The following is a 19,864-nucleotide window of genomic DNA, read 5'->3' as shown; positions in this document are numbered from 1 at the left end:
GAGTGCTTTTGTGACATTAATATGACCGGTTGATGTCAGTTAAATTAATTAATATATTTTATTGTTTTTTATTTCTGGTTTTTTATCTCAGCACTTTTCTCGCCGTTTTTTGTTAACGTCTGCGAATATGAAGCTTTTATGAATTCTACTGTGACCCTATTTACCAACCTAGCAATCGACTGATAGAGTTCTCATCAAACTGGTATAGTCCACATGGAAGCAGAGATGAAAAACGAATATTTATTACTAACACCGGGTCCACTTTCTACAACTGCAAGTGTACGAGAAGCCATGCTAAAAGATTGGTGTACTTGGGATGATGAATATAACAAAGACATTGTTGAAGTTATCCGCGCTAAGTTAGTTCAACTAGCAACCCAACAATCGGGTTATACCAGTGTTCTGATGCAAGGCAGTGGCACTGCATCGGTAGAAGCGACAATCGGTAGCGTTATACCTGCAGACGGCAAATTGCTGGTGGTTGATAACGGTGCTTACGGTGCGCGTATCGCTCAGATCGCAGATTACTTAAATATTGCCTGTGACGTGATTGCACCGGGTGAAACTGCGCAACCAAGTATTACTGAAGTCGAAGCGAAATTAAGCGCTGATGACAGCATTACCCATGTCGCGATCGTGCACTGCGAAACAACAACGGGCATGCTTAATCCAATTGATGATGTGATTAAACTGGCTAAACAACACGGCAAGATCGTTATTTTAGATGCGATGTCGAGCTTTGGTGGGATTCCAATGGATGTGGCTGAGCTCGGCGTTGATTTTATGATCAGCTCTGCCAACAAATGCATTCAAGGTGTCCCCGGTTTTGGCTTCGTGATTGCGCGTCAAGCTGAACTGGAAAAATGTAAAGGGCTAGCGCGTTCATTAACGCTGGATCTGTATGACCAATGGCATTGCATGGAAAAAAATGGCGGCAAGTGGCGCTTTACGTCACCAACCCATACTGTGCGAGCATTCTACCAAGCGTTATTAGAGCTTGAAGAAGAAGGCGGCATTGCTGCGCGTTATCAACGTTATCAAGAAAACCAAACAACATTAGTCGCTGGTATGGCGAAACTGGGTTTTGATACGCTGCTTGATGCGTCATTACATTCGCCAATTATTACTTCGTTCTACTCACCGACGCACAGTGATTATCAATTCAAAGAATTTTATAACCGTCTTAAAGAACAAGGTTTTGTTATCTACCCTGGTAAGGTGTCCAACGCTGATTGTTTCCGTATTGGTAACATTGGTGATGTGCATCCAAGCGATATCCAACGTCTATTAGTGGCGATGGAAACTGCGAAATGTTGGGAATTAAAGGCATAATTCATACATGAATTAATACATAAAATCATTAATAAATAGTTACTTGGGAAAATATTATTATGTCTAACATCGCACAAGATCAGTCAGTAAAACTTAATCATGTTCAATCTGTTATTTTTGACTGGGCAGGCACCATCGTTGACTTCGGTTCATTTGCACCGACGACTATTTTTATTGCCGCATTTAAAGCGCAATATGATTTTGATATTAGCTTAGCAGAAGCGCGCGTGCCAATGGGTCTGGGTAAATGGGATCACATTAAAGCTGTATCTGAGTTACCGGCTGTCGCAGCACGCTGGCAGGCGCAGTTTGGCACAACGATCAGCAAGGCTGAGATTGATGCCATTTACGAAACATTCATGCCGCTACAAATTGCTAAAGTCGGTGAGCATGCTGATCCAATTCCTCACGCATTAGATGTAGTGAATGGGCTAAAGCAGCAAGGCGTTAAAATCGGTTCATGTTCTGGTTATCCACGCGTGGTGATGGACAAGCTGATCCCTGTTGCTGCAGCCAAAGGTTACTTGCCTGATTGTGTTGTTGCGACGGATGATTTACCCGCTGGTGGTCGTCCTGCACCGTTTATGGTACTTAAGAATGTCATAGATATGGCTGTGACGGATGTTGGTGCTTGTATCAAGGTTGATGATTCTGTACCGGGTATAACAGAAGGTCACAATGCTGGCATGTGGACTGTCGGTTTATTGTTATCGGGTAATGAAGCGGGTCTAACGCTGGCTGAATATCAAGCTGCAGACGAAGCGACATTACACCAAGCCCGTGAAAAAGCGCGTGACCGTTTCACGCCGTTCAATGCCCATTATCTGGTTGATACCATCGCGGACTTACCACAAGTCGTTGCCGATATTGATGCTCGTTTAGCTGCTGGCGAACGTCCATAGTCGTTGTTGCTGAGCTTAAGTAATTAACGATTAATAGCTAGCCATAAGGTTAGCTATTTTTTTATATTAAATTAAAACTATCCAGAGTGTAAGCATGAAAAAACAGCCTGAGTTTCAACCCTTTTGGTTTCAACAAGCAATGGATCTTGAAGTGAACTACCGCAATAACGTGCCACCACAAACGCTTAACGAAGATACCGTTGCAGATGTGTGTATTGTCGGTGGTGGATATACGGGATTATGGACTGCAATTCAGCTCAAGCAGCAACAACCTAGCCTCGATGTCATGATCATAGAGAAAAGTCTCTGTGGTAGTGGGGCGTCAGGGCGTAATGGCGGTTGTATGTTGACCTGGTCGACGAAATACTTGTCGATGAAACGTCTGTATGGTGAAGCGCAGGCTGTTGAGTTAGTGAAAGCGTCAGAGCAAGCGGTAGATGAAATTGAAACCTTTTGTTTACAGCATAATATTGATGCCGAATTACGTCGTGATGGCACACTCTTTACTGCCACAAATACCGCGCAGAGCGGTGGCTTAGAAGCAACATTAGCCGCGTTAGATAAACATGAATTAAACAGTTGGCAGGCCTGGGAAACGCAGAAAGTACAGCGTCATGCCGGCTCTGCATTACATCTGTCAGGGCATTTTTCTCCTGTCGCTGCGAGTGTGCAACCGGGTAAGTTAGCCCGTGGTTTGAAACGCGTTGCCGAAGAACTCGGAGTTCGTATTTATGAAAATACGCCGATGTTAGCGATTAATGATAATTCGCTCAAATCAGTAAACAGCACTAAAGAAAATAAGCATAAAGTGGTGATTAATACCCCGCAAGGGACTGTCTATGCAACAAAATCTGTAATGGCATTAAATGCTTGGATGTTAGAGCAATTTCCGCAGTTTAAGAATAAAATTGTAGTGGTATCTTCAGATATGGCGATCACCAAACCGATACCAGAAAAGTTAGCTAAAATGGGCATAGCAGATGGTAAAACGATATTGGATTCGCGCACGTTTGTGCATTATTACCGAACGACACCAGATGGCCGGTTAATGTTAGGTAAAGGGGGGAATTATTTTTCTTATGCTAATGCGGTAAGGCCGCTCTTTAATCAGCCCACACGCTATGGCAAAATATTACGTGAATCGTTTGATAAATTATTTCCGGCGCTGGTGGATGAAGAGTTTGCTGTCACGTGGACAGGACCTTCTGATCGCTCTGCGACGGGATTGCCATTCTTCGGTAAGGTTGAAGAAAGCGGTAATATTTATTATGGCTTTGGTTATTCCGGTAGTGGTGTAGGGCAGACTTGGATTGGCGGTAAGATCTTATCCTCCATGCTGTTAGGAAATCATGATAAGTGGAGTCATAACGGTTTAACGACAGGGCCAAAAGGTGGCTTCCCACCGGAGCCAATTCGTTGGGGGGGCACTATGTTGGTCCGTAATGCCATTCGTCGTAAAGAGCGTTGTGAGGACAATGAAACGCAGCCATTTTGGTTTGATAAGCAGTTGGCTAAATTTGCTAATGCGGCGGGTAAAGCAGACAAATAATTTAATCGCCGAGTACAATAAAATCCAGTACACACGTAAAGTGAATACTGGATTAGTGCCTTAGCTCATTCTAACGCCAAACTCCCCATTCGCCTGTGGTTCCTGGTTCTTCACCTTTAGTCCACCATTGCGCAGTCCAAGTCGCGCCGTTATGGGTGACTTTATCATCTTTGACATAAGTACTTCCTACTTGCCAATCATCATTACTCACCGCATCACTGACAACGGTAACGATACGTTTATCGGTCATATTCTGCTGATTATCCTGACCATAAAATAGGCTGTAAGTTAGTTCGTATACCCCGACGACATGAGTATCAACTTCACCTGTTACGGTGATATTGGCGGTGAGATCACCTTGCGTTGGATGGCTGGCACTAACGCCTTGCATCGGGTCAAATTCACTACCAATGACAACGGTGCTATCAGCTATGCCTGTAAAAGCAGGTAATATTTCGTATACGGTTACCTTACGAGGTTGCTTAGTGGTTTCATCATCACTGCTGACGCTGTAAGTTAATAGGTAGTCACCGACTTGATGGGTATTAGCACTTCCCGAGACGGTAATATCGGCTGTTATATCGTTACCTTGATAGTCTTTGGCTGTGATCCCGATTAATGGGTCAAAGTTGCTGTCGAGCTCGACACGCGTATCGACAATCCCCGATAAAGTCGGCGCCATGTCTGTCACTGGGGGTAATTGATTATGGATATAATTGCCATAATCTTTAATGAACTGTTGATTGTAGCTGTTATTCGCCGCATCCGTGCCCATGTCCCAGTTGACTGACCACGTCATCACGCCGCGGAGTGGCTGGCCTTGGGCTTTTAAACGATCAAAAGCCTTGTATAAATCTTGCGGATCTTTAATGTAACCCGTGGCGGCAGCATCGATACTCGAAGGTAGGCCGAAGACTAATTTATCATGCGGGATCTTATGGTAATTACGGGTGCCATTAATCAGTGAATCGGCAATGTAGTAAATAAATTCTTCTTTTAGTTCGTCATTATTTTGTGCTATCCAGCCGATGCCTTCAATCCACAGACCGTCGCCACCCTGGTTATAGAATTGTGGATTGATGAAGTCATAGTAACCATCAAGCTCAGTGAGGTAGGGAGTGTAGGCGCCATTAGCGGTTAAGTAAGGGAATTCCGGTGCCATGGTGATCATAAAGTTATCACCGGTTTTACGGTAATGATCTTTCACCATTTTTAATGCTGCAGGAATAACAAATTGGTTATCTTTTGCGGTGATGGCTGCTTGTTCTAAATCAATATCGAGCCCATCAAATCCATAAAGATCGGAGAGTCTAATAATTTCTGCTGCGAGCGCATCTTCGTCGCCACGTGTTAGTTCGATATGCGCATCAGCGCCACCAAGCGCGATTAATACACTACGTCCTTGGCTGTTAAGGGTATCAATTTGAGCGATAAACTCTGCTTCACTCAGGCCTATCGTAGGGTCTAGTTTAAATGTAGGAATACGGCCTTCTGCGGTATCATAAACTTTCATGAATGAAATATTCACCACGTTGTATTGTGGGTTAACCGCGTTGAGTTCAACGCATGGTGCATTCCCTCCCTGGTATCCTCGCCCATCACACCAGTTATGCCAGTAACCAACGACGACATTATCGTCTTGTGATGTGATTGTCCCTGCAATCCCTGCGGTGGAGAATAAGCCGGTAAAAATAGCCGCTGAAAGTATCGATTTAAGCTTCATAATGATTCCCTGTAATAAATATTGATGCAATGACAGAGCCTATCTCATTGTTAACATTGCCATTAAACTACAATAAAATTTATAGTGGCGACAAGAACTTGTACACAGTGTGTTTTTTTCAGGGCATAAAAAAAGTGCCTATAGGGAAAATTATCTGCAGGATCATAATAAATGATCTAAGCAACGAGATTTAAAGTCGAAATGGCTTTAAGCGTACGCTCATCAGACTTTTTTAAGCTTTTTATGTCTGTTTTTTATAGATTTGGAGTCAGCACTGAGGATTTTGACTGGTGAATATGGCGCATTAGCCGTTCGACTTCACAGGTAATACCAGATAATAATACCTACGATAATAATAACGATGACGGGAATAAATATTAAGGTAATAAAAAATCGGGATAATAAAAAGCCCAAGTCGAATAAATCGCTTGGGCTTCTCAGTATTAATTAAAACTTAGATTATTTTTTGCTTTGTGCTTTCAAATCTAATTTCTTCTCTAAATAATGGATGTTAGTGCCACCATTTTGGAAGTTTTCATCTTTTAAAATTTCAAGATGTAATGGGATATTAGTCTTGATACCATCAATTACCATCTCGCTTAATGCATTACGCATTCTTGAGATTGCTACGTCACGATTTTCACCGTAAGTGATTAACTTACCGATCATTGAATCATAATGTGGTGGTACTTTATAACCCGCATAAACATGCGATTCCCAACGCACACCAAAACCGCCAGCGGCATGGAAACGTTTGATCTGACCAGGACTTGGAATAAATGTCTCTGGATCTTCGGCGTTAATACGGCACTCAATTGAATGACCAGTTAAGCGCACTTCATCTTGAGAAATCGTTAATGGCATACCCGCAGCAACACGTAGTTGTGCTTTGATTAAATCAATGCCTGTAACCATTTCTGTGATGGTGTGTTCAACTTGAATACGGGTATTCATTTCGATGAAATAGAATTCGCCATTTTCATAAAGAAATTCGAACGTACCTGCACCACGATAGTTGATATCAACACAAGCACGGCTACAACGTTCACCAATATGGCGACGTAGATCAGCGGTAATGCCCGGTGCTGGCGCTTCTTCAACTACTTTTTGGTGACGACGTTGTAGTGAACAATCGCGTTCGCCAAGGTGGATCGCGTTACCTTGACCATCAGCCAGTACTTGTACTTCGATGTGACGTGGGTTTTCTAGGAATTTTTCCATGTAAACCATGTCATTACCAAAGAATGAACCCGCTTCGTTACGTGTTAACGCAATTGAATCAAGCAGATCAGCTTCTTCATGTACAACACGCATACCACGACCACCACCGCCACCGGCAGCTTTAATAATGATCGGGTAACCGATGCGTTTAGCAATTTTCTTGTTACGTTGAGCGTCAGTATCAAGTGGACCATCAGAACCTGGTACACAAGGTACGCCGGCTTTTTTCATTGCCGCAATCGCAGATACTTTATCGCCCATTAGACGAATAGTTTCAGCTTTAGGACCGATGAAAATAAAACCTGAATGTTCAACTTGTTCTGCAAAATCAGCGTTTTCAGCTAGGAAACCATAACCTGGGTGAACGGCAACCGCGCCCGTGATTTCTGCAGCGCTTAAGATTGCAGGTACATTTAAGTAACTGTCTGTCGCTGCTGGTTTACCAATACAAACTGTTTCATCAGCTAATAATACGTGCTTTAATTCACGATCTGCTGTTGAGTGTACAGCAACCGTCTTAATGCCTAATTCTTTACAAGCACGAAGAATACGCAATGCAATTTCGCCACGGTTGGCGATAACAACTTTATCCAACATTGGAAACTCCGTAGTTATTCAATGATGAAAAGAGGTTCATCAAACTCAATAGCTTGACCGTCTGTTGCTAGGATAGCTTTCACTACACCAGCTTTATCTGATTCGATTTGGTTCATCATTTTCATTGCTTCTAAGATACATAGAGTATCGCCAACATTTACTGTTTGGCCAACCGCAACAAAAGGAGCTGCACCTGGAGATACAGCATTATAGAAAGTACCAACCATAGGAGAGCGAACCTGATGACCCGTTGCTTCTGCTGGAGCTGCTTCAACAGCTGCTGCGAGAGGAGCTGCTACTGGCGCTGCTACTGGAGCAGGTGCCGCTGCCGCTGCATATTGAACTTGTGCTGGCGCTGCTGTGCTGCTAAAACGATTGATTCGTACTGACTCTTCGCCTTCAGAAATTTCTAATTCTGCAATGCCAGATTCTTCAACTAGTTCAATCAGTTTTTTAATTTTACGGATGTCCATAATGATCTCTTTTATTTGTTGTTAGTTTGCTTGAGCTGTTTGACAGCAGAAAGCAGTGCAAATTCATAACCGTCAGCCCCTAATCCACAAATAACGCCTTTAGCGACATCTGATAGATAGGAATGATGACGAAACTGTTCTCGTGCGTGTACATTAGAGAGGTGTACTTCGATAAACGGGATTGAAACCCCTAATAATGCATCTCTAATCGCCACACTGGTATGCGTGTATGCTGCTGGATTGATAATGATAAAATCAGTATTACCCATCGCGGCATGAATATGATTAATGAGCTCGTGTTCTGCGTTCGATTGTTCGTGACGCAAATCAATGTCGTGCTCAGTTGCAACATCGGTTAAATGTTCTACAATGTCACTAAGTGTTTGATAGCCGTAAGTCTCAGGTTCTCTTTTACCTAAAAGATTTAGATTCGGTCCGTTGAGTAACAATATACTAGGTTTGTGCGACATATTGCTTCCATTGTCTGGTAAAATGACACTAACTCCGCAAATAACGTCTACATCGTTAGCTTTTCTGAAAACCTCAATTATATATGTTTATAAAATACAATTGTTGCTAATTCTCTACACATTATATGATTTTCGGAGAATATAACAGCATTTGACTGGTCTTATCTGATATTTTATTAAAGTTTAGACTCTAAGTGAAACCTAGCGCACATTCGTAATTGGCTGAATGTCGGTGAATTTGTGGCGGGGATTTAAAACCAAAAAATCGATGCAACTAAGGCAAGAGTTACACCGATAAAAGGTTATTTAAACGCGAGTGGATATTATTTACTCGCGGGGTTTATTTCAAGCTTCTTGCTTCTCGGCAATTAAGGTATCAACCACACTTGGGTCTGCCAGTGTCGAAGTATCGCCTAGAGTATCGGTATCATCGGTTGCGACTTTACGTAGAATGCGGCGCATGATCTTACCTGAACGGGTTTTTGGTAAGGCTTGGGTCCAATGCAGAGTATCTGGCGTGGCAATGGCGCCAATTTCACTACGTACCCATTGTTTCACTTCTTTTAGTAGCGCCTCATCAGCCTCTTCACCTGCATTTAATGTGACATAAGCATAAATGCCTTGGCCTTTAATATCATGTGGTACACCGACAACTGCCGCTTCAGCAATTTTATTGTGAGCAACAAGCGCACTTTCAATTTCAGCTGTACCCATACGGTGACCAGATACATTCAGTACGTCATCAACACGTCCAGTGATCCAGTAATAACCATCGATATCACGCTTAGCACCATCGCCTGTGCAGTACATATTCGGGAATGTTGAGAAATAGGCTTCTTCAAAGCGGCTCTCATCACCGTAAATACCGCGCATTTGGCCAGGCCAAGAATCGAGGATCACTAAGTTACCTTCATTCTCACCATCGAGGATATTACCTTCATTATCAACCAGTGCCGGGTGCACACCAAAGAATGGACGTGTTGCCGAACCAGGTTTAAGGCTGGTCGCACCTGGTAGTGGTGTAATTAAGATGCCACCCGTTTCGGTTTGCCACCAGGTATCTACAATCGGTGTTGAAGCATTACCGATCGTATTGTAATACCACTGCCATGCTTCAGGATTAATGGGTTCACCCACTGAACCCATTAAGCGTAATGAGGTACGTTTGGTGCCCTTAATTGCATCGTCACCTTTCGCCATCAGGGCGCGAATGGCTGTTGGTGCAGTATAAAGTGTTGTCACTTGGTGCTTATCGACTACTTGGCTCATACGTGCTGTATCAGGGTAATTTGGTACACCTTCGAACAATACTGTTGTTGCGGCGTTAGCCAGTGGTCCATAAACTAAATAGCTGTGACCGGTGATCCAACCGACATCGGCGGTACACCAGAATACGTCAGAGTCTTGATGATCAAAAACATATTTGAACGTCATCGTGGCATAAACCAGGTAGCCACCCGTGGTGTGTAATACACCTTTTGGTTTACCTGTTGAGCCGGAAGTATAAAGGATAAATAATGGGTCTTCGGCGTTCATTGCTTCTGGCGCACATTCAGTCGACTGGTCTTTGACTACATCATGCCACCAAAGATCGCGGCCTTCATGCCAAGTAACGTCTGCTTTAGTGCGAGCAAAGACAATCACATTATCTACGGATGTCACTTGTGGTTTAGCTAAGGCTGTATCGACACAATCTTTAAGGCGCGTAATACGGCCTGCTCGCACACCTTCATCGGCGGTGATGACTAATTTAGCGCCGCAGTTATCAATACGGTCGGCTAACGCTTCTGCGGAGAAACCGGCAAATACAATCGTGTGCACAGCACCAATACGGGTACAAGCAAGCATCGCAATAGCCGCTTCTGGTACCATTGGCATATATAGACAAACGACATCGCCTTTTTTAATGCCTTGGGCTTTTAATGCATTGGAAAATTGGCAGACTTTTTCATAAACGTCTTGGTAAGTTAATTTTTCAGAATCTTCTGGGTTATCGCCTTCCCAAATAATGGCTGTTTTGTTGGCGTTATCTTTTAAGTGACGGTCAAGACAGTTGGCTGATACATTCAGTTGACCATCTTGGAACCAGTTAATGTCGACACGACCAGGTTGGAAACTGGTGCTTTTCACTTGACTATAAGGTTTGATCCAATCAACGATATGGCCTTGTTCACCCCAAAATGCTTCCGGATCGGTAATTGAATGCTTGTACATCGCTTGATAAGCATTGTCATTTAATAAACTGTTTTGCGCAAATTCTGCAGGTACCGGATATAGTTTAGTGTCGCTCATTATTCTTCCTTAGTAGTATTAAATTCCTTGTCCACATCTGGATGCAAGCATGTCTTATCGAGAGTTATGTTTACATCTGCTGTGAATAAAAATGCCATGGCCGTAAATATCTAGCAATACGACTTTAGTATTAATGATAGTTTTTTGTGATGGTTTTGCTTTAAGCGGCAGTTTATTTTGATGAAACAGTGGCTAGATCATAATAATATTTTATTGATAAATAGCGATTATCCATTACTAAGGGAGTAGACTGTCGCTCATTATTGGACTGATATTTCATTATTTAGGGATTAGATATGGGCTTTGCACTGCCATCAACAATATGGATGGGGCTTTATTATATTGGCTTTTTTGGTGTCTACGGGGTTTTGTTACCGTTTTGGGCATTGTGGTTAAAGGGCGAGGGAACATCGACAGAAATGATCGGAACTATGTTGGCTTTTGCGTTAGTTGCCCGTTCTGCTGGCGCGTTATTGTTAACTCGTAATTTAACCACAACAGTATCGTTACTGCAGGCGATGAGACGTTTAACATTAACCAGTATGATTGCCTTTTCAGGGTTTTACTTGACCAATAATGTGTATTTTGTCTTTCTATTGGTGGTGCTGACTAACTTTGTTTTTTCACCGCTAATGGCTCTTGGCGAAGCGATGGCCGCGAAACTGGTTCGTTATAATAATATGGATTATGGTAAGACGCGCTTATGGGGCTCGATCGGATTCATGTTAGCGAGTGCCGCGACTGGGCTATTAGTGGAATCGTTCGATCATCAAGTTATCTTATTAGCCATTATTATCGGCTTAGCAGGGCTGTTGTTCTTAACCGTGACGCCTGTGCGTAATATGCCGCAAGATACGATTACAAACAGTAAAACCAGTAGTGGCTTTATGGCTATTTTAAGTCGCCCAAGTTTTTGGCCATTCTTGTTAATTACGGCATTACTACAAGGCGCGCATGCTGCCTATTATGGTTTTGGTGCTGTGTATTGGCAGGATATTGGCATTAGTGAAACCTATATTGGTTACTTTTGGAGTGTGGGTGTTGTCGGTGAAATATTCTTCTTGGCCATTGGCCGACGGTTATTTGCCAATACCAGCATGGGGACTATGTTTGTTATTGCCGCATTAGGCAGTATTTTACGCTGGTTAACGTTAAGTTATGCGACGGATGTGAGTGTGATTATGTTGTCGCAATTATTACATGGTGTGACCTTTGGTATCGCGCATTTAGCAGCGATGCGCTATATTGCCGAGAATGTAGCGGATGAAGATACTATGACAGTGCAAGCTATTTATGCGGCAATTCCGTTTAGTTTAGCGATTGCCTTGCTGACATTTCTTTCGGGATTATTTTATCCTGAGCTAAAGGAAAATATTTTTATCTTTATGGCTATTGCTGTCGTGCCGGTATTAGTATTGGTTCGTAGTAAACATATATAAGAAGAATACGATAAACGGATCGTGTCATTGGCTATCCGTTTATCGATTTTTATATTGAGATGACGCTGACAATTGTCGAGTCTAGCGACCTTTTATATCAAGTAACTGCTTCGTAAATTCAGCAAAGCCGAAACCACCAGGTTTACTCATGACTATCTTGGGATGGTGACTGAGCTGGTGCCAATATTTTTCAATGTTAGCTACACCGACTGTTTTTGATAGCGCTTCAAACATCAATTGATCATTCATCGAATCACCCACATAACAAGATTGAGTTAAAATCGCTTGTGGTGATAAGCCTTTTTCCGCCAAAAATTGCAACGATGTGGCTTTCTTTGAATGTTCGCCATACCAGGCATTGATATGAATGGAACTTGCCGTTGCATGTGCCCCAAGTGCATGAATTTTGGCAACCACTTCAGCAATTATAACATCATCAACACGGGCTCTATTTTGGCCAATATCGATAGCGACTTCACATAATCGATATGATTGGTCGAGCGTTAAATTGAGGTCGGGGTAATCCGCTAAAATCGTGTTTACTTGCTGTTTTAGTATTGCTTGTTGTTGGGCGATTTCATCCATTGAGCGATTGGCTCGCAGGGTGAGGTAGCCATTTTCTTTTTCCATAATGAAAGCGCCGTTTTCACCTAGAACTGCATCGACTGGCCATAGCTGTGCAATGTGATCACACCAACCTGCACAAGCGCCAGTGACTGCAACGACTCTGATCCCTGCTTGCTGCAGTTCTGTTAGGGCAATTAAGGTTTCTGGTGGTAACTTTCCTTGCCAGGTAAGGGTGTCATCCACATCGGTTAATACCCACTCCACATTATGCCAATCTGGTGTTAATTTATTTTTTACTGAATTCATTTTTAGGTTCCTAATGCTTATAGTAAATTCGGCAAAAACATCACCAAGCTTTCTGAATAAGTTAAAATCATTAATACAGTGAGTAGTGCAAGTAATAGTGGTAACACTTCACGCACGAAATCGACCATTTTTACTTTTAAAATTGAGCAGACGGTAAACATCATCGAACCAAAGGGTGGGGTTACGCCACCTATCATGATATTTACAATAACGATGATACCGAAATGAACAGGGTTAACGCCCAAGTTAAGCACTGCAGGTAATAGCAGTGGCGTTAGGATGATCATCGCCGCACCGCCTTCGATGAACATGCCGACAACTAAAAGTAGGACGTTAATTAACAGTAATAAAATTAACTTGTTATCGGTTAATTCAATTAAGGCTGCAGCGACGTTATGCGGTATTTGTTCTAGCGTCATATAGTAACCAAATACCATGGCACCAATAATGATGAACATAACGCTACTTGTGCCTTGTACCGTTTCTTGCAAAATATATTTGAAATGGTGTGGCTTTAATACGCGATAAACAAATAAACCAATGATAGAACAAAGTAATACGGCTATTGCGCCAGCTTCAGTTGGGGTAAATAAACCAAAGCGCATACCCAAAATAATGCCGAAAGGAATACATAATGCAGGAATCGCTTGAGCGAAACACTGTAAACGTTCTTTAGCGGGAGCGGGCGCTGAACGTGATGGTTTATAATTGCGGCGTCGAGCAATAAAAGCGATTGTTATCATCAAGGATAACGCCATCATAAATGCAGGGATGTAACCAGCGATAAACATTTGATGAACAGATACATTGGCCAGTAATGCGTAGATGATCAAGTTAATACCCGGTGGGATCACGGGGCTAATACTTGATGAAGCGGCGGTTACTGCTGCTGTGAACGGTAAGTCATAACCACGCTTGGTCATTTCAGGTGCTAGGATTTTGGATTGCATTGCCGCATCGGCGTTTGCCGAACCTGATATCCCGCCCATCAAGGTGCTTAATGCCACGTTCACGTGTGCTAACCCCCCGGTTTTATGGCCAATCAATGAATCTGCAAAGGCTAATAAACTACGGCTAATACCCGCGTAGTTCATTACTGAACCCACCATGATAAAGAAGGGGATCGCCAGCAGCGGAAAAGATTCCGTCGATGAAATAAAACGTTGCATGACCAAGCTTACGGGAATGGAATCATTAATAAATAGAAAATACACCATGGCTGATGATATCAACGAAAAGGCAATGGGTATATTAAGTAAAAATAAGACAAATAAAATAATAATAGGAATATAGCTTTCCACTGGTGTCACCTATTTAAACGTATTTAATGGCTTCTTGCGAAGCAGCTGAATGTCATCTTTAATGAAGTTAATTGTGTGGATCGTCATTAAAGAGAAACTGAAAAAGAGTACACCGTTGATGGTTAGATAAGACATGCCCATAACTGGTGTTACCTTGTTTGATAACATCATGTAGTCATAGCTCAGATAAGCCATGAGCATATTAACGATTAGCAGAAAGCTTGATACTAAAAGTCTAAACGGACATCTCATTGACTCTGGTAATAATGTCACGATGATATCAACGCCCATGTGAAGCTTGTGCTTATAGCATGAGCTAATGCCTAAGTAGACCGCCCAAATGAAGCAAATCACTGAAAGCTCTTCACTCCATGGCACCACAAATCCGAAACCATAACGTAAGATCACATTGATGATGACAACTAATATCGTGATAGAAATAGCAATGGAAGCCAGGATTTCTTCGATATTTTTTAATATAAAATGCATTACTTCTCCTGCGATTTACTTCGGTTTCAAGTAAACCAACAATAAACGCGGCTTCACTATAAATAGCAAAGCCGCGCTAACTTTTTATAACAAAGTCTTTAGAATTAACTTTTTATTATTTAACTGCGCGTATTTTTTCTAATTCCATGTTGATGGTGCGATGAATATCTTTGCTCCATGTCGGGAATTGATTATAAACATCAGCCGTTAGTTTGCTAAATTCAGCCGTGTCAACGTTATTAAATGTGACGCCTAAATCTTCTAGTTTCTGGGTATATTCAGCATCTAATTTTACTAATTCAGCGGTGTTTGATATAGCGCCTGCTTCCAACTCTTCTGTTACGATTTGTTGCTGTTCTGCCGTTAACTTGTCCCACAATGTCGGTGAAATATAAATACCAACCGTGCCTAAGAAGTGTTTAGTCAGAGACATATTTTTTGCCACCTCATAAATTTTGGTTGAGTACATGGTTAAGATTGAACCTTCAAGCCCATCAACTACGCCTTGCTGAACACCTGCATAGGTTTCAGGGAAAGGTAGTGCAGCTGGTGATGCACCCATCGAATCAAGCGTGCTAATAAATAATTGACTGCCAGGAACGCGAATACGCATGCCTTTCATATCCGCTGCATTTTTGATTTCTTTGTTGGTGATCATATGACGGAAGCCAAACATGTAATCAGCGTTTAATACTTTAATGCCTTTTTGTTCAACTTGTTGTTTTAGATCTGCAACGAAGTCAGTTTGCATCATGGCAAGATATTCGTCGTATGAGTTATAAAGCATAGGACCTGCTAGCGCAGCAAAATCAGGCACGTAATCACCTAAGTAGCTAAGGTCTTCAACGGCGATCCAATTTGCGCCGTTAACAACTTGTTCAAGGTTATCTTTATAAACAGGCAGCTGACCACCTGGGAATACTTTTATATTAACCGAGCCATCAGTTCGTTGGCGGATCTTATCGCTGACCTGAATTAATTCTTGTGTGAGTAATTCGTTTTGAGTGAATACTAAACTCATATTGATATCAATCGGCTTGATTGCTGAAACTGAAGTGTCTTCGTCACTTTGTTGACCACAACCGGCAAGCAGTAATGTGGCTGTTAGAATCGTTCCTACTAGCTTTTTCATGTATTAAATCCTTACTATCAATATGAGTAAATTTTCTTATTTAAGTATAAGTTCAGTATAAATGAGTAATGTTACATTCATATGAACATTGCAAGTGAACATGAAATTATACATTTCTACCGAGTTGACGGCAGATGTTGAGTTGATTTATGTGCGCTAGTAGTTATTATATTTAATATATATGTAACATTAGGCTTTTATAGTGGCGCTATATTCAAATGAACATTTATTGAGAACTGATATGATTACAGGTCATCGTGGTGCCGCGGCACTGGCTCCAGAGAATACGCTCGCAGGCATTAAAAAAGCCGTTGCGTCAGGCATTAAATGGATTGAGATTGATGTGCAGTTGAGCGCAGATAATATTCCCGTGATTATTCATGACCGAACCGTACAACGTTGTACTAATGGCCAAGGACGAGTTGGAGATCTCAATCTTGGTGAGCTTAAAGCGCTAGATGCAGGAAGTTGGTTTGCTGCTGAATTTGCTGGAGAGACTATTCCAACGCTTGAAGAAGCGCTGCTTGCTTGTCAAAAATACGATTTAAATATGAATCTTGAAATAAAAACGTATTGCGAAGAGGCCGTGAAACCGTTAGTGGATAAGGTTATCGAGACAGTGAGAACGATGAATTTTCCTATCGAAAAACTACTCTTTTCCAGTTTCTCAGCAATCGCATTAGTACAATGCCAATCGCTATATCCTGATGTTCGCCGCGGTTTTATTACTGAAACTAAATCAGCAGACATGTTGGAGGAGCTGAAGCCTCTTGCACTTTACAGTTTGCATATCGATCATCGCATTCTTGACGAAGTTTTGGCTACCTCGATCAAAGATACTGGGTTAAAATTAATGATTTGGACTTTAAATGATCCAACTAAAATAGATAAATATACAGCATGGGGTGTTGATAACATCATTACCGATAAACCTAACGCATTTTGATAAGTAGTCTTATGGAATTAAATCAACGTCAGCAACAAATATTACAGCGTTTAAAGCAAGTGGAAGGGATCCAAATTGATGACTTGGCCACTTATTTTGACGTGACAACGCAGACTATACGTCGAGACGTAAATCAATTGTGTGAGCAAGGTATTGCACGGCGGATACACGGTGGTGTGAGTTTACCTGCGCTACTCACGAATACGACTTATCAATTTCGTGCGGATGTTGAAACAGGCATTAAAGATAAGCTTGCCAAAGAGGTCGCTAACTCGATTCCAGATGGCTCCACGGTGATGATGGGGATCGGCACGACAATAACACGTATTGCGCATTATTTGTTGCATAAGAAATCGCTGCGCATCATTACCAATAACCTACAAGTTGCTCGGATCTTGGAAGCCAATAAATTTGCAGAGGTTTATATTGCTGGAGGGTTATTCAGAAGTGAGCATCAAGATATTGTAGGGCACAGTGTACTTATATTTTTTGCTGGTTTTGAAGCGGATATTGCAATTGTAAGTTGTGGCTCTATTACGCAAAGCCATGCCGTTATGGAGCATGAAACACAAGAGGCAGAATTGTCACGCTGTATTTTAGATAACGCTCGCCAACGTTGGTTGGTGGCAGATACCAGTAAATGGTCTCGCTTTGCCTCTGTTAAAGTGAGAAAACTGCATGAATTTGAACGTATCTATACCAATAAAAAAGCGCTGCCAAGCGAACTACCTATTCACTTTATCGCTGATGAGTAGCCATAATATTTAATTATTCCCTGTACTTGATGATGGGCATTAAAGTACAGGGGCGTCGACATTTATTGGCTAATGAATGTTTTTGTCATGGGCGGGTAACATAAGCCAGCTACTGCACAACCTTGATAGTGAATAGTTACTTCACTTTTTGCGGCGAGCTCAGCAATGGGCACTGATAACTGCAATTCGTACTGAAATATCTCCACATCACCAAAATATTCATCATGATAATCTTTACCTGCGGGCAAGCCTTGGATAGTGTGTTCGTTACCATTGATGGTGACACGTAATTTATTCTTATATAAATAATAGCCATCAGTAATTTGCCAGAATACATTTAACTGCTGGTCTTGCTGCAGTTGCGAAAATACAAACGCTTCTTCGGCTGGTAAGAATGCTGGTGCGCTTTGTGCTTTATTGGCAAATAGACTAAAATTATTATTGGCAAATGCGGGTATTGTGCTTTGCAGTGCGAGGCTGCCAGCTAATAACAGGAGCGATTTTAGGTTCATTTTTTCCAACTTTATGGTGTTTTTGTTGTCTTAATTACACTGTCTGCCAGTTAGTATTATGGACTATCTATTAGGCGAGAGCTTGAAAATGGGGCTAATGCCCTTATGTTACTTTATATCATAACCGTTTTTTGCGGATTTTGTAGATTAGTGCATGACAAGATAATTGCTTGTTATACTGTCTACCCCAACTGAATTTTGAGAGGTTAATGTGTTAGGTCGTTTATTTTTCCTGTTTACTGCGATGACATTAATTGAAGTGTATGTACTAATGTCGATAGGCTCGCTATTAGGTGCAGAACTGACTATTGGTATTATTATTTTAACTGCGTTTGCTGGTTCGTATTTAGTTCGCAGCCAAGGCGTACAAACGGTGCAAAAACTACAAGCACGTTTAGCGGCGGGTGAAGCACCTGGGCAAGAAATTGTTGAAGGCATTATGCTACTTGTATGTGGTGTATTATTGGTTACCCCTGGTTTTGTGACTGATGCGTTAGGCTTGTTGGTATTAACGCCACAAATTCGAGGTCGTTTAGCTAAAGCGATTATCACGCAATACAAAGATCGTATTATTCCACAGACGACATTTACTGGTGGTGCGCAAGGCTTTAGCTATTCATCACAATCATCGACGCACTCTTCATCAGGGCATGCGTCACAGTCGTCACCATTTCAACAACAGCCAGGGGCGACACATAACGCTAAAAATGACGGCGCTATCGAAGGTGATTTTGTTGAAGTAAACCGAGATGACAATAAGCTTAATTAATAATCGATAAATGAATATATGCTAAAAGGCGCGGTCGAAAGATCGCGCCTTTTTTGATCTTGCTGCGCTTGGTATAACTTATACTACTCCGCTATTGGTAAGCTTTATCTAGCTATGGTATTTATGAGGTATATAAAAACAGTGACATGAAGCTCTTATAGGAAACTCTTGTATAAAACACTGTAAATAGTTGCTGGCCGTGATGGCTGGCGTAGTAGCTAAGGATATACAAATGACCGGACAAACAATACTAACAGCAATAAATGAGCTACAGGCCGTAAGTCATACAGGGAAAGTGATTTTAGTCGGTTCGGGTCCTGGTGATCCGGACTTATTAACCATTAAAGCATTACGCTTATTACAACAAGCTGAAGTGGTTGTACATGACCGCTTAGTATCCGATGAGATAATCGCGTTAATTCATCCCGATGCGGAATGTTTTTTTGTCGGTAAACAAGCGGGATACCATTGTGTTCCACAAAGCGGAATAAACGATCTACTGGTTAAACTCGCCTTACAGGGTAAACAAGTTATCCGTCTTAAAGGTGGCGATCCGTTTATCTTTGGTCGTGGGGGCGAAGAGCTTGAAGCCTTATTACCGTTTAATATTCCGTTTGAAGTTGTACCGGGTATCACTGCTGCATCAGGCTGTGCTGCTTACGCAGGGATCCCATTAACACATCGTGATTATACCCAAGGTGTGCAGTTTATTACCGGACACTTAAAAGATGATGCTCATCAGCTCGATTGGGCGTTACTCGGAAAATCCACCAATACGTTAGTGTTTTACATGGGTTTAACCCAAAGTAGTGGTATTGCGAGTAATCTTATTGAACACGGTATGGATGCTGATATGCCAGTGGCCATTGTAGAGAAGGGGACGAGTAAACAGCAGCGTACTTTAAAAGGATCGTTGAAAGATCTTGGCGATCTTGCCGCGCAAGCTGAAAGTCCTTCATTGATTATTATTGGTGGGGTAACGCAGTTAGCCAGCAAACTAGATTGGTTTAGTGCCACGCTTAATACGAGTGCATAGCGTGGTTGAAAAGTCACAAGTAGGGTTATGCTCATCTATATAGTTATACTGCA

At 41.9% G+C, this 19,864-nt stretch carries 18 protein-coding genes; 8 read left to right on the top strand and 10 right to left on the bottom strand.

Going from position 1 to position 19,864, the window contains the following annotated elements:
* The first annotated feature begins 225 nt into the window (after window positions 1–225).
* The 3 genes from phnW (at window position 226) to JFU56_RS13880 (ending at window position 3,783) form a co-directional block, all read left to right on the top strand.
* Complete coding sequence (gene phnW, locus JFU56_RS13890; protein WP_198437890.1) at window positions 226–1,332, top strand: 2-aminoethylphosphonate--pyruvate transaminase; 1,107 nt, start codon at window positions 226–228, stop codon at window positions 1,330–1,332.
* Between the two features lie 59 nt (window positions 1,333–1,391).
* Window positions 1,392–2,234 carry a phosphonoacetaldehyde hydrolase gene (gene phnX, locus JFU56_RS13885; protein WP_198437889.1) on the top strand — a complete coding sequence of 281 codons (843 nt, stop codon included), beginning with the start codon at window positions 1,392–1,394 and terminating at the stop codon, window positions 2,232–2,234.
* Between the two features lie 94 nt (window positions 2,235–2,328).
* Complete coding sequence (locus JFU56_RS13880) at window positions 2,329–3,783, top strand: FAD-dependent oxidoreductase (RefSeq protein ID WP_198437888.1); 1,455 nt, start codon at window positions 2,329–2,331, stop codon at window positions 3,781–3,783.
* A 70-nt stretch (window positions 3,784–3,853) separates the two neighbouring features.
* On the opposite strand, the gene JFU56_RS13875 is transcribed toward JFU56_RS13880, so the two are convergent.
* The 5 genes from JFU56_RS13875 to acs form a co-directional block, all read right to left on the bottom strand.
* A complete protein-coding gene (locus JFU56_RS13875; RefSeq protein WP_198437887.1) occupies window positions 3,854–5,506 on the bottom strand; it encodes an immunoglobulin-like domain-containing protein in 1,653 nt (550 codons plus the stop codon).
* A 459-nt stretch (window positions 5,507–5,965) separates the two neighbouring features.
* Window positions 5,966–7,324 (bottom strand): acetyl-CoA carboxylase biotin carboxylase subunit, encoded by a 1,359-nt coding sequence (gene accC, locus JFU56_RS13870; protein ID WP_198437886.1) that lies wholly within the window; start codon window positions 7,322–7,324, stop codon window positions 5,966–5,968.
* Window positions 7,325–7,338: 14 nt separating this feature from the next.
* Window positions 7,339–7,797, bottom strand: coding sequence for an acetyl-CoA carboxylase biotin carboxyl carrier protein (gene accB / locus JFU56_RS13865; RefSeq protein WP_198437885.1), 459 nt, complete (start codon window positions 7,795–7,797; stop codon window positions 7,339–7,341).
* Window positions 7,798–7,808: 11 nt separating this feature from the next.
* On the bottom strand, window positions 7,809–8,267 hold the full coding sequence (gene aroQ / locus JFU56_RS13860) for a type II 3-dehydroquinate dehydratase (RefSeq protein WP_198437884.1): 459 nt from the start codon (window positions 8,265–8,267) through the stop codon (window positions 7,809–7,811).
* A 345-nt stretch (window positions 8,268–8,612) separates the two neighbouring features.
* The gene (gene acs, locus JFU56_RS13855) at window positions 8,613–10,559 is read right to left on the bottom strand and encodes an acetate--CoA ligase (protein ID WP_198437883.1); all 1,947 of its coding nucleotides are present in this window, start codon (window positions 10,557–10,559) and stop codon (window positions 8,613–8,615) included.
* 296 nt (window positions 10,560–10,855) lie between these two features.
* Here acs and JFU56_RS13850 point away from each other — a divergent pair, with 296 nt between their 5' ends.
* Complete coding sequence (locus JFU56_RS13850; protein WP_198437882.1) at window positions 10,856–11,998, top strand: 3-phenylpropionate MFS transporter; 1,143 nt, start codon at window positions 10,856–10,858, stop codon at window positions 11,996–11,998.
* Between the two features lie 81 nt (window positions 11,999–12,079).
* Here JFU56_RS13850 and JFU56_RS13845 read toward each other — a convergent pair whose 3' ends face one another.
* From JFU56_RS13845 to JFU56_RS13830, 4 genes are all read right to left on the bottom strand, one after another.
* Window positions 12,080–12,871: an HAD-IIB family hydrolase gene (locus tag JFU56_RS13845; protein WP_198437881.1), complete on the bottom strand. Its 792-nt coding sequence runs from the start codon at window positions 12,869–12,871 to the stop codon at window positions 12,080–12,082.
* A 17-nt stretch (window positions 12,872–12,888) separates the two neighbouring features.
* Window positions 12,889–14,172 carry a TRAP transporter large permease gene (locus JFU56_RS13840; protein ID WP_198437880.1) on the bottom strand — a complete coding sequence of 428 codons (1,284 nt, stop codon included), beginning with the start codon at window positions 14,170–14,172 and terminating at the stop codon, window positions 12,889–12,891.
* A gap of 9 nt (window positions 14,173–14,181) precedes the next feature.
* Complete coding sequence (locus JFU56_RS13835) at window positions 14,182–14,661, bottom strand: TRAP transporter small permease (RefSeq protein WP_198437879.1); 480 nt, start codon at window positions 14,659–14,661, stop codon at window positions 14,182–14,184.
* Window positions 14,662–14,776: 115 nt separating this feature from the next.
* On the bottom strand, window positions 14,777–15,793 hold the full coding sequence (locus JFU56_RS13830; RefSeq protein WP_198437878.1) for a C4-dicarboxylate TRAP transporter substrate-binding protein: 1,017 nt from the start codon (window positions 15,791–15,793) through the stop codon (window positions 14,777–14,779).
* 241 nt (window positions 15,794–16,034) lie between these two features.
* On the opposite strand from JFU56_RS13830, the gene JFU56_RS13825 reads away from it, so the two are divergent.
* Together JFU56_RS13825 and JFU56_RS13820 are read left to right on the top strand one after the other, a co-directional pair.
* Entirely contained in the window at window positions 16,035–16,739 is a 705-nt protein-coding gene (locus tag JFU56_RS13825) for a glycerophosphodiester phosphodiesterase family protein (RefSeq protein ID WP_198437877.1), read from the top strand.
* An 11-nt stretch (window positions 16,740–16,750) separates the two neighbouring features.
* On the top strand, window positions 16,751–17,494 hold the full coding sequence (locus JFU56_RS13820; RefSeq protein ID WP_198437876.1) for a DeoR/GlpR family DNA-binding transcription regulator: 744 nt from the start codon (window positions 16,751–16,753) through the stop codon (window positions 17,492–17,494).
* 62 nt (window positions 17,495–17,556) lie between these two features.
* On the opposite strand, the gene JFU56_RS13815 is transcribed toward JFU56_RS13820, so the two are convergent.
* A complete protein-coding gene (locus tag JFU56_RS13815; protein ID WP_198437875.1) occupies window positions 17,557–18,006 on the bottom strand; it encodes a protein-disulfide reductase DsbD domain-containing protein in 450 nt (149 codons plus the stop codon).
* Between the two features lie 211 nt (window positions 18,007–18,217).
* On the opposite strand from JFU56_RS13815, the gene JFU56_RS13810 reads away from it, so the two are divergent.
* Both JFU56_RS13810 and cobA read left to right on the top strand, forming a co-directional pair.
* On the top strand, window positions 18,218–18,775 hold the full coding sequence (locus JFU56_RS13810) for an FxsA family protein (RefSeq protein ID WP_198437874.1): 558 nt from the start codon (window positions 18,218–18,220) through the stop codon (window positions 18,773–18,775).
* A 232-nt stretch (window positions 18,776–19,007) separates the two neighbouring features.
* Window positions 19,008–19,811 (top strand): uroporphyrinogen-III C-methyltransferase, encoded by an 804-nt coding sequence (cobA, locus tag JFU56_RS13805; RefSeq protein WP_198437873.1) that lies wholly within the window; start codon window positions 19,008–19,010, stop codon window positions 19,809–19,811.
* Window positions 19,812–19,864 lie beyond the last annotated feature (53 nt).

The organism is Moritella sp. F3 (assembly GCF_015082335.1).
In the GTDB taxonomy this organism is placed as follows: Bacteria; Pseudomonadota; Gammaproteobacteria; order Enterobacterales; family Moritellaceae; genus Moritella.
The sequence above is the reverse complement of the archived record's forward strand: the minus strand, read 5'-3'. Positions and strand labels throughout refer to the sequence as shown.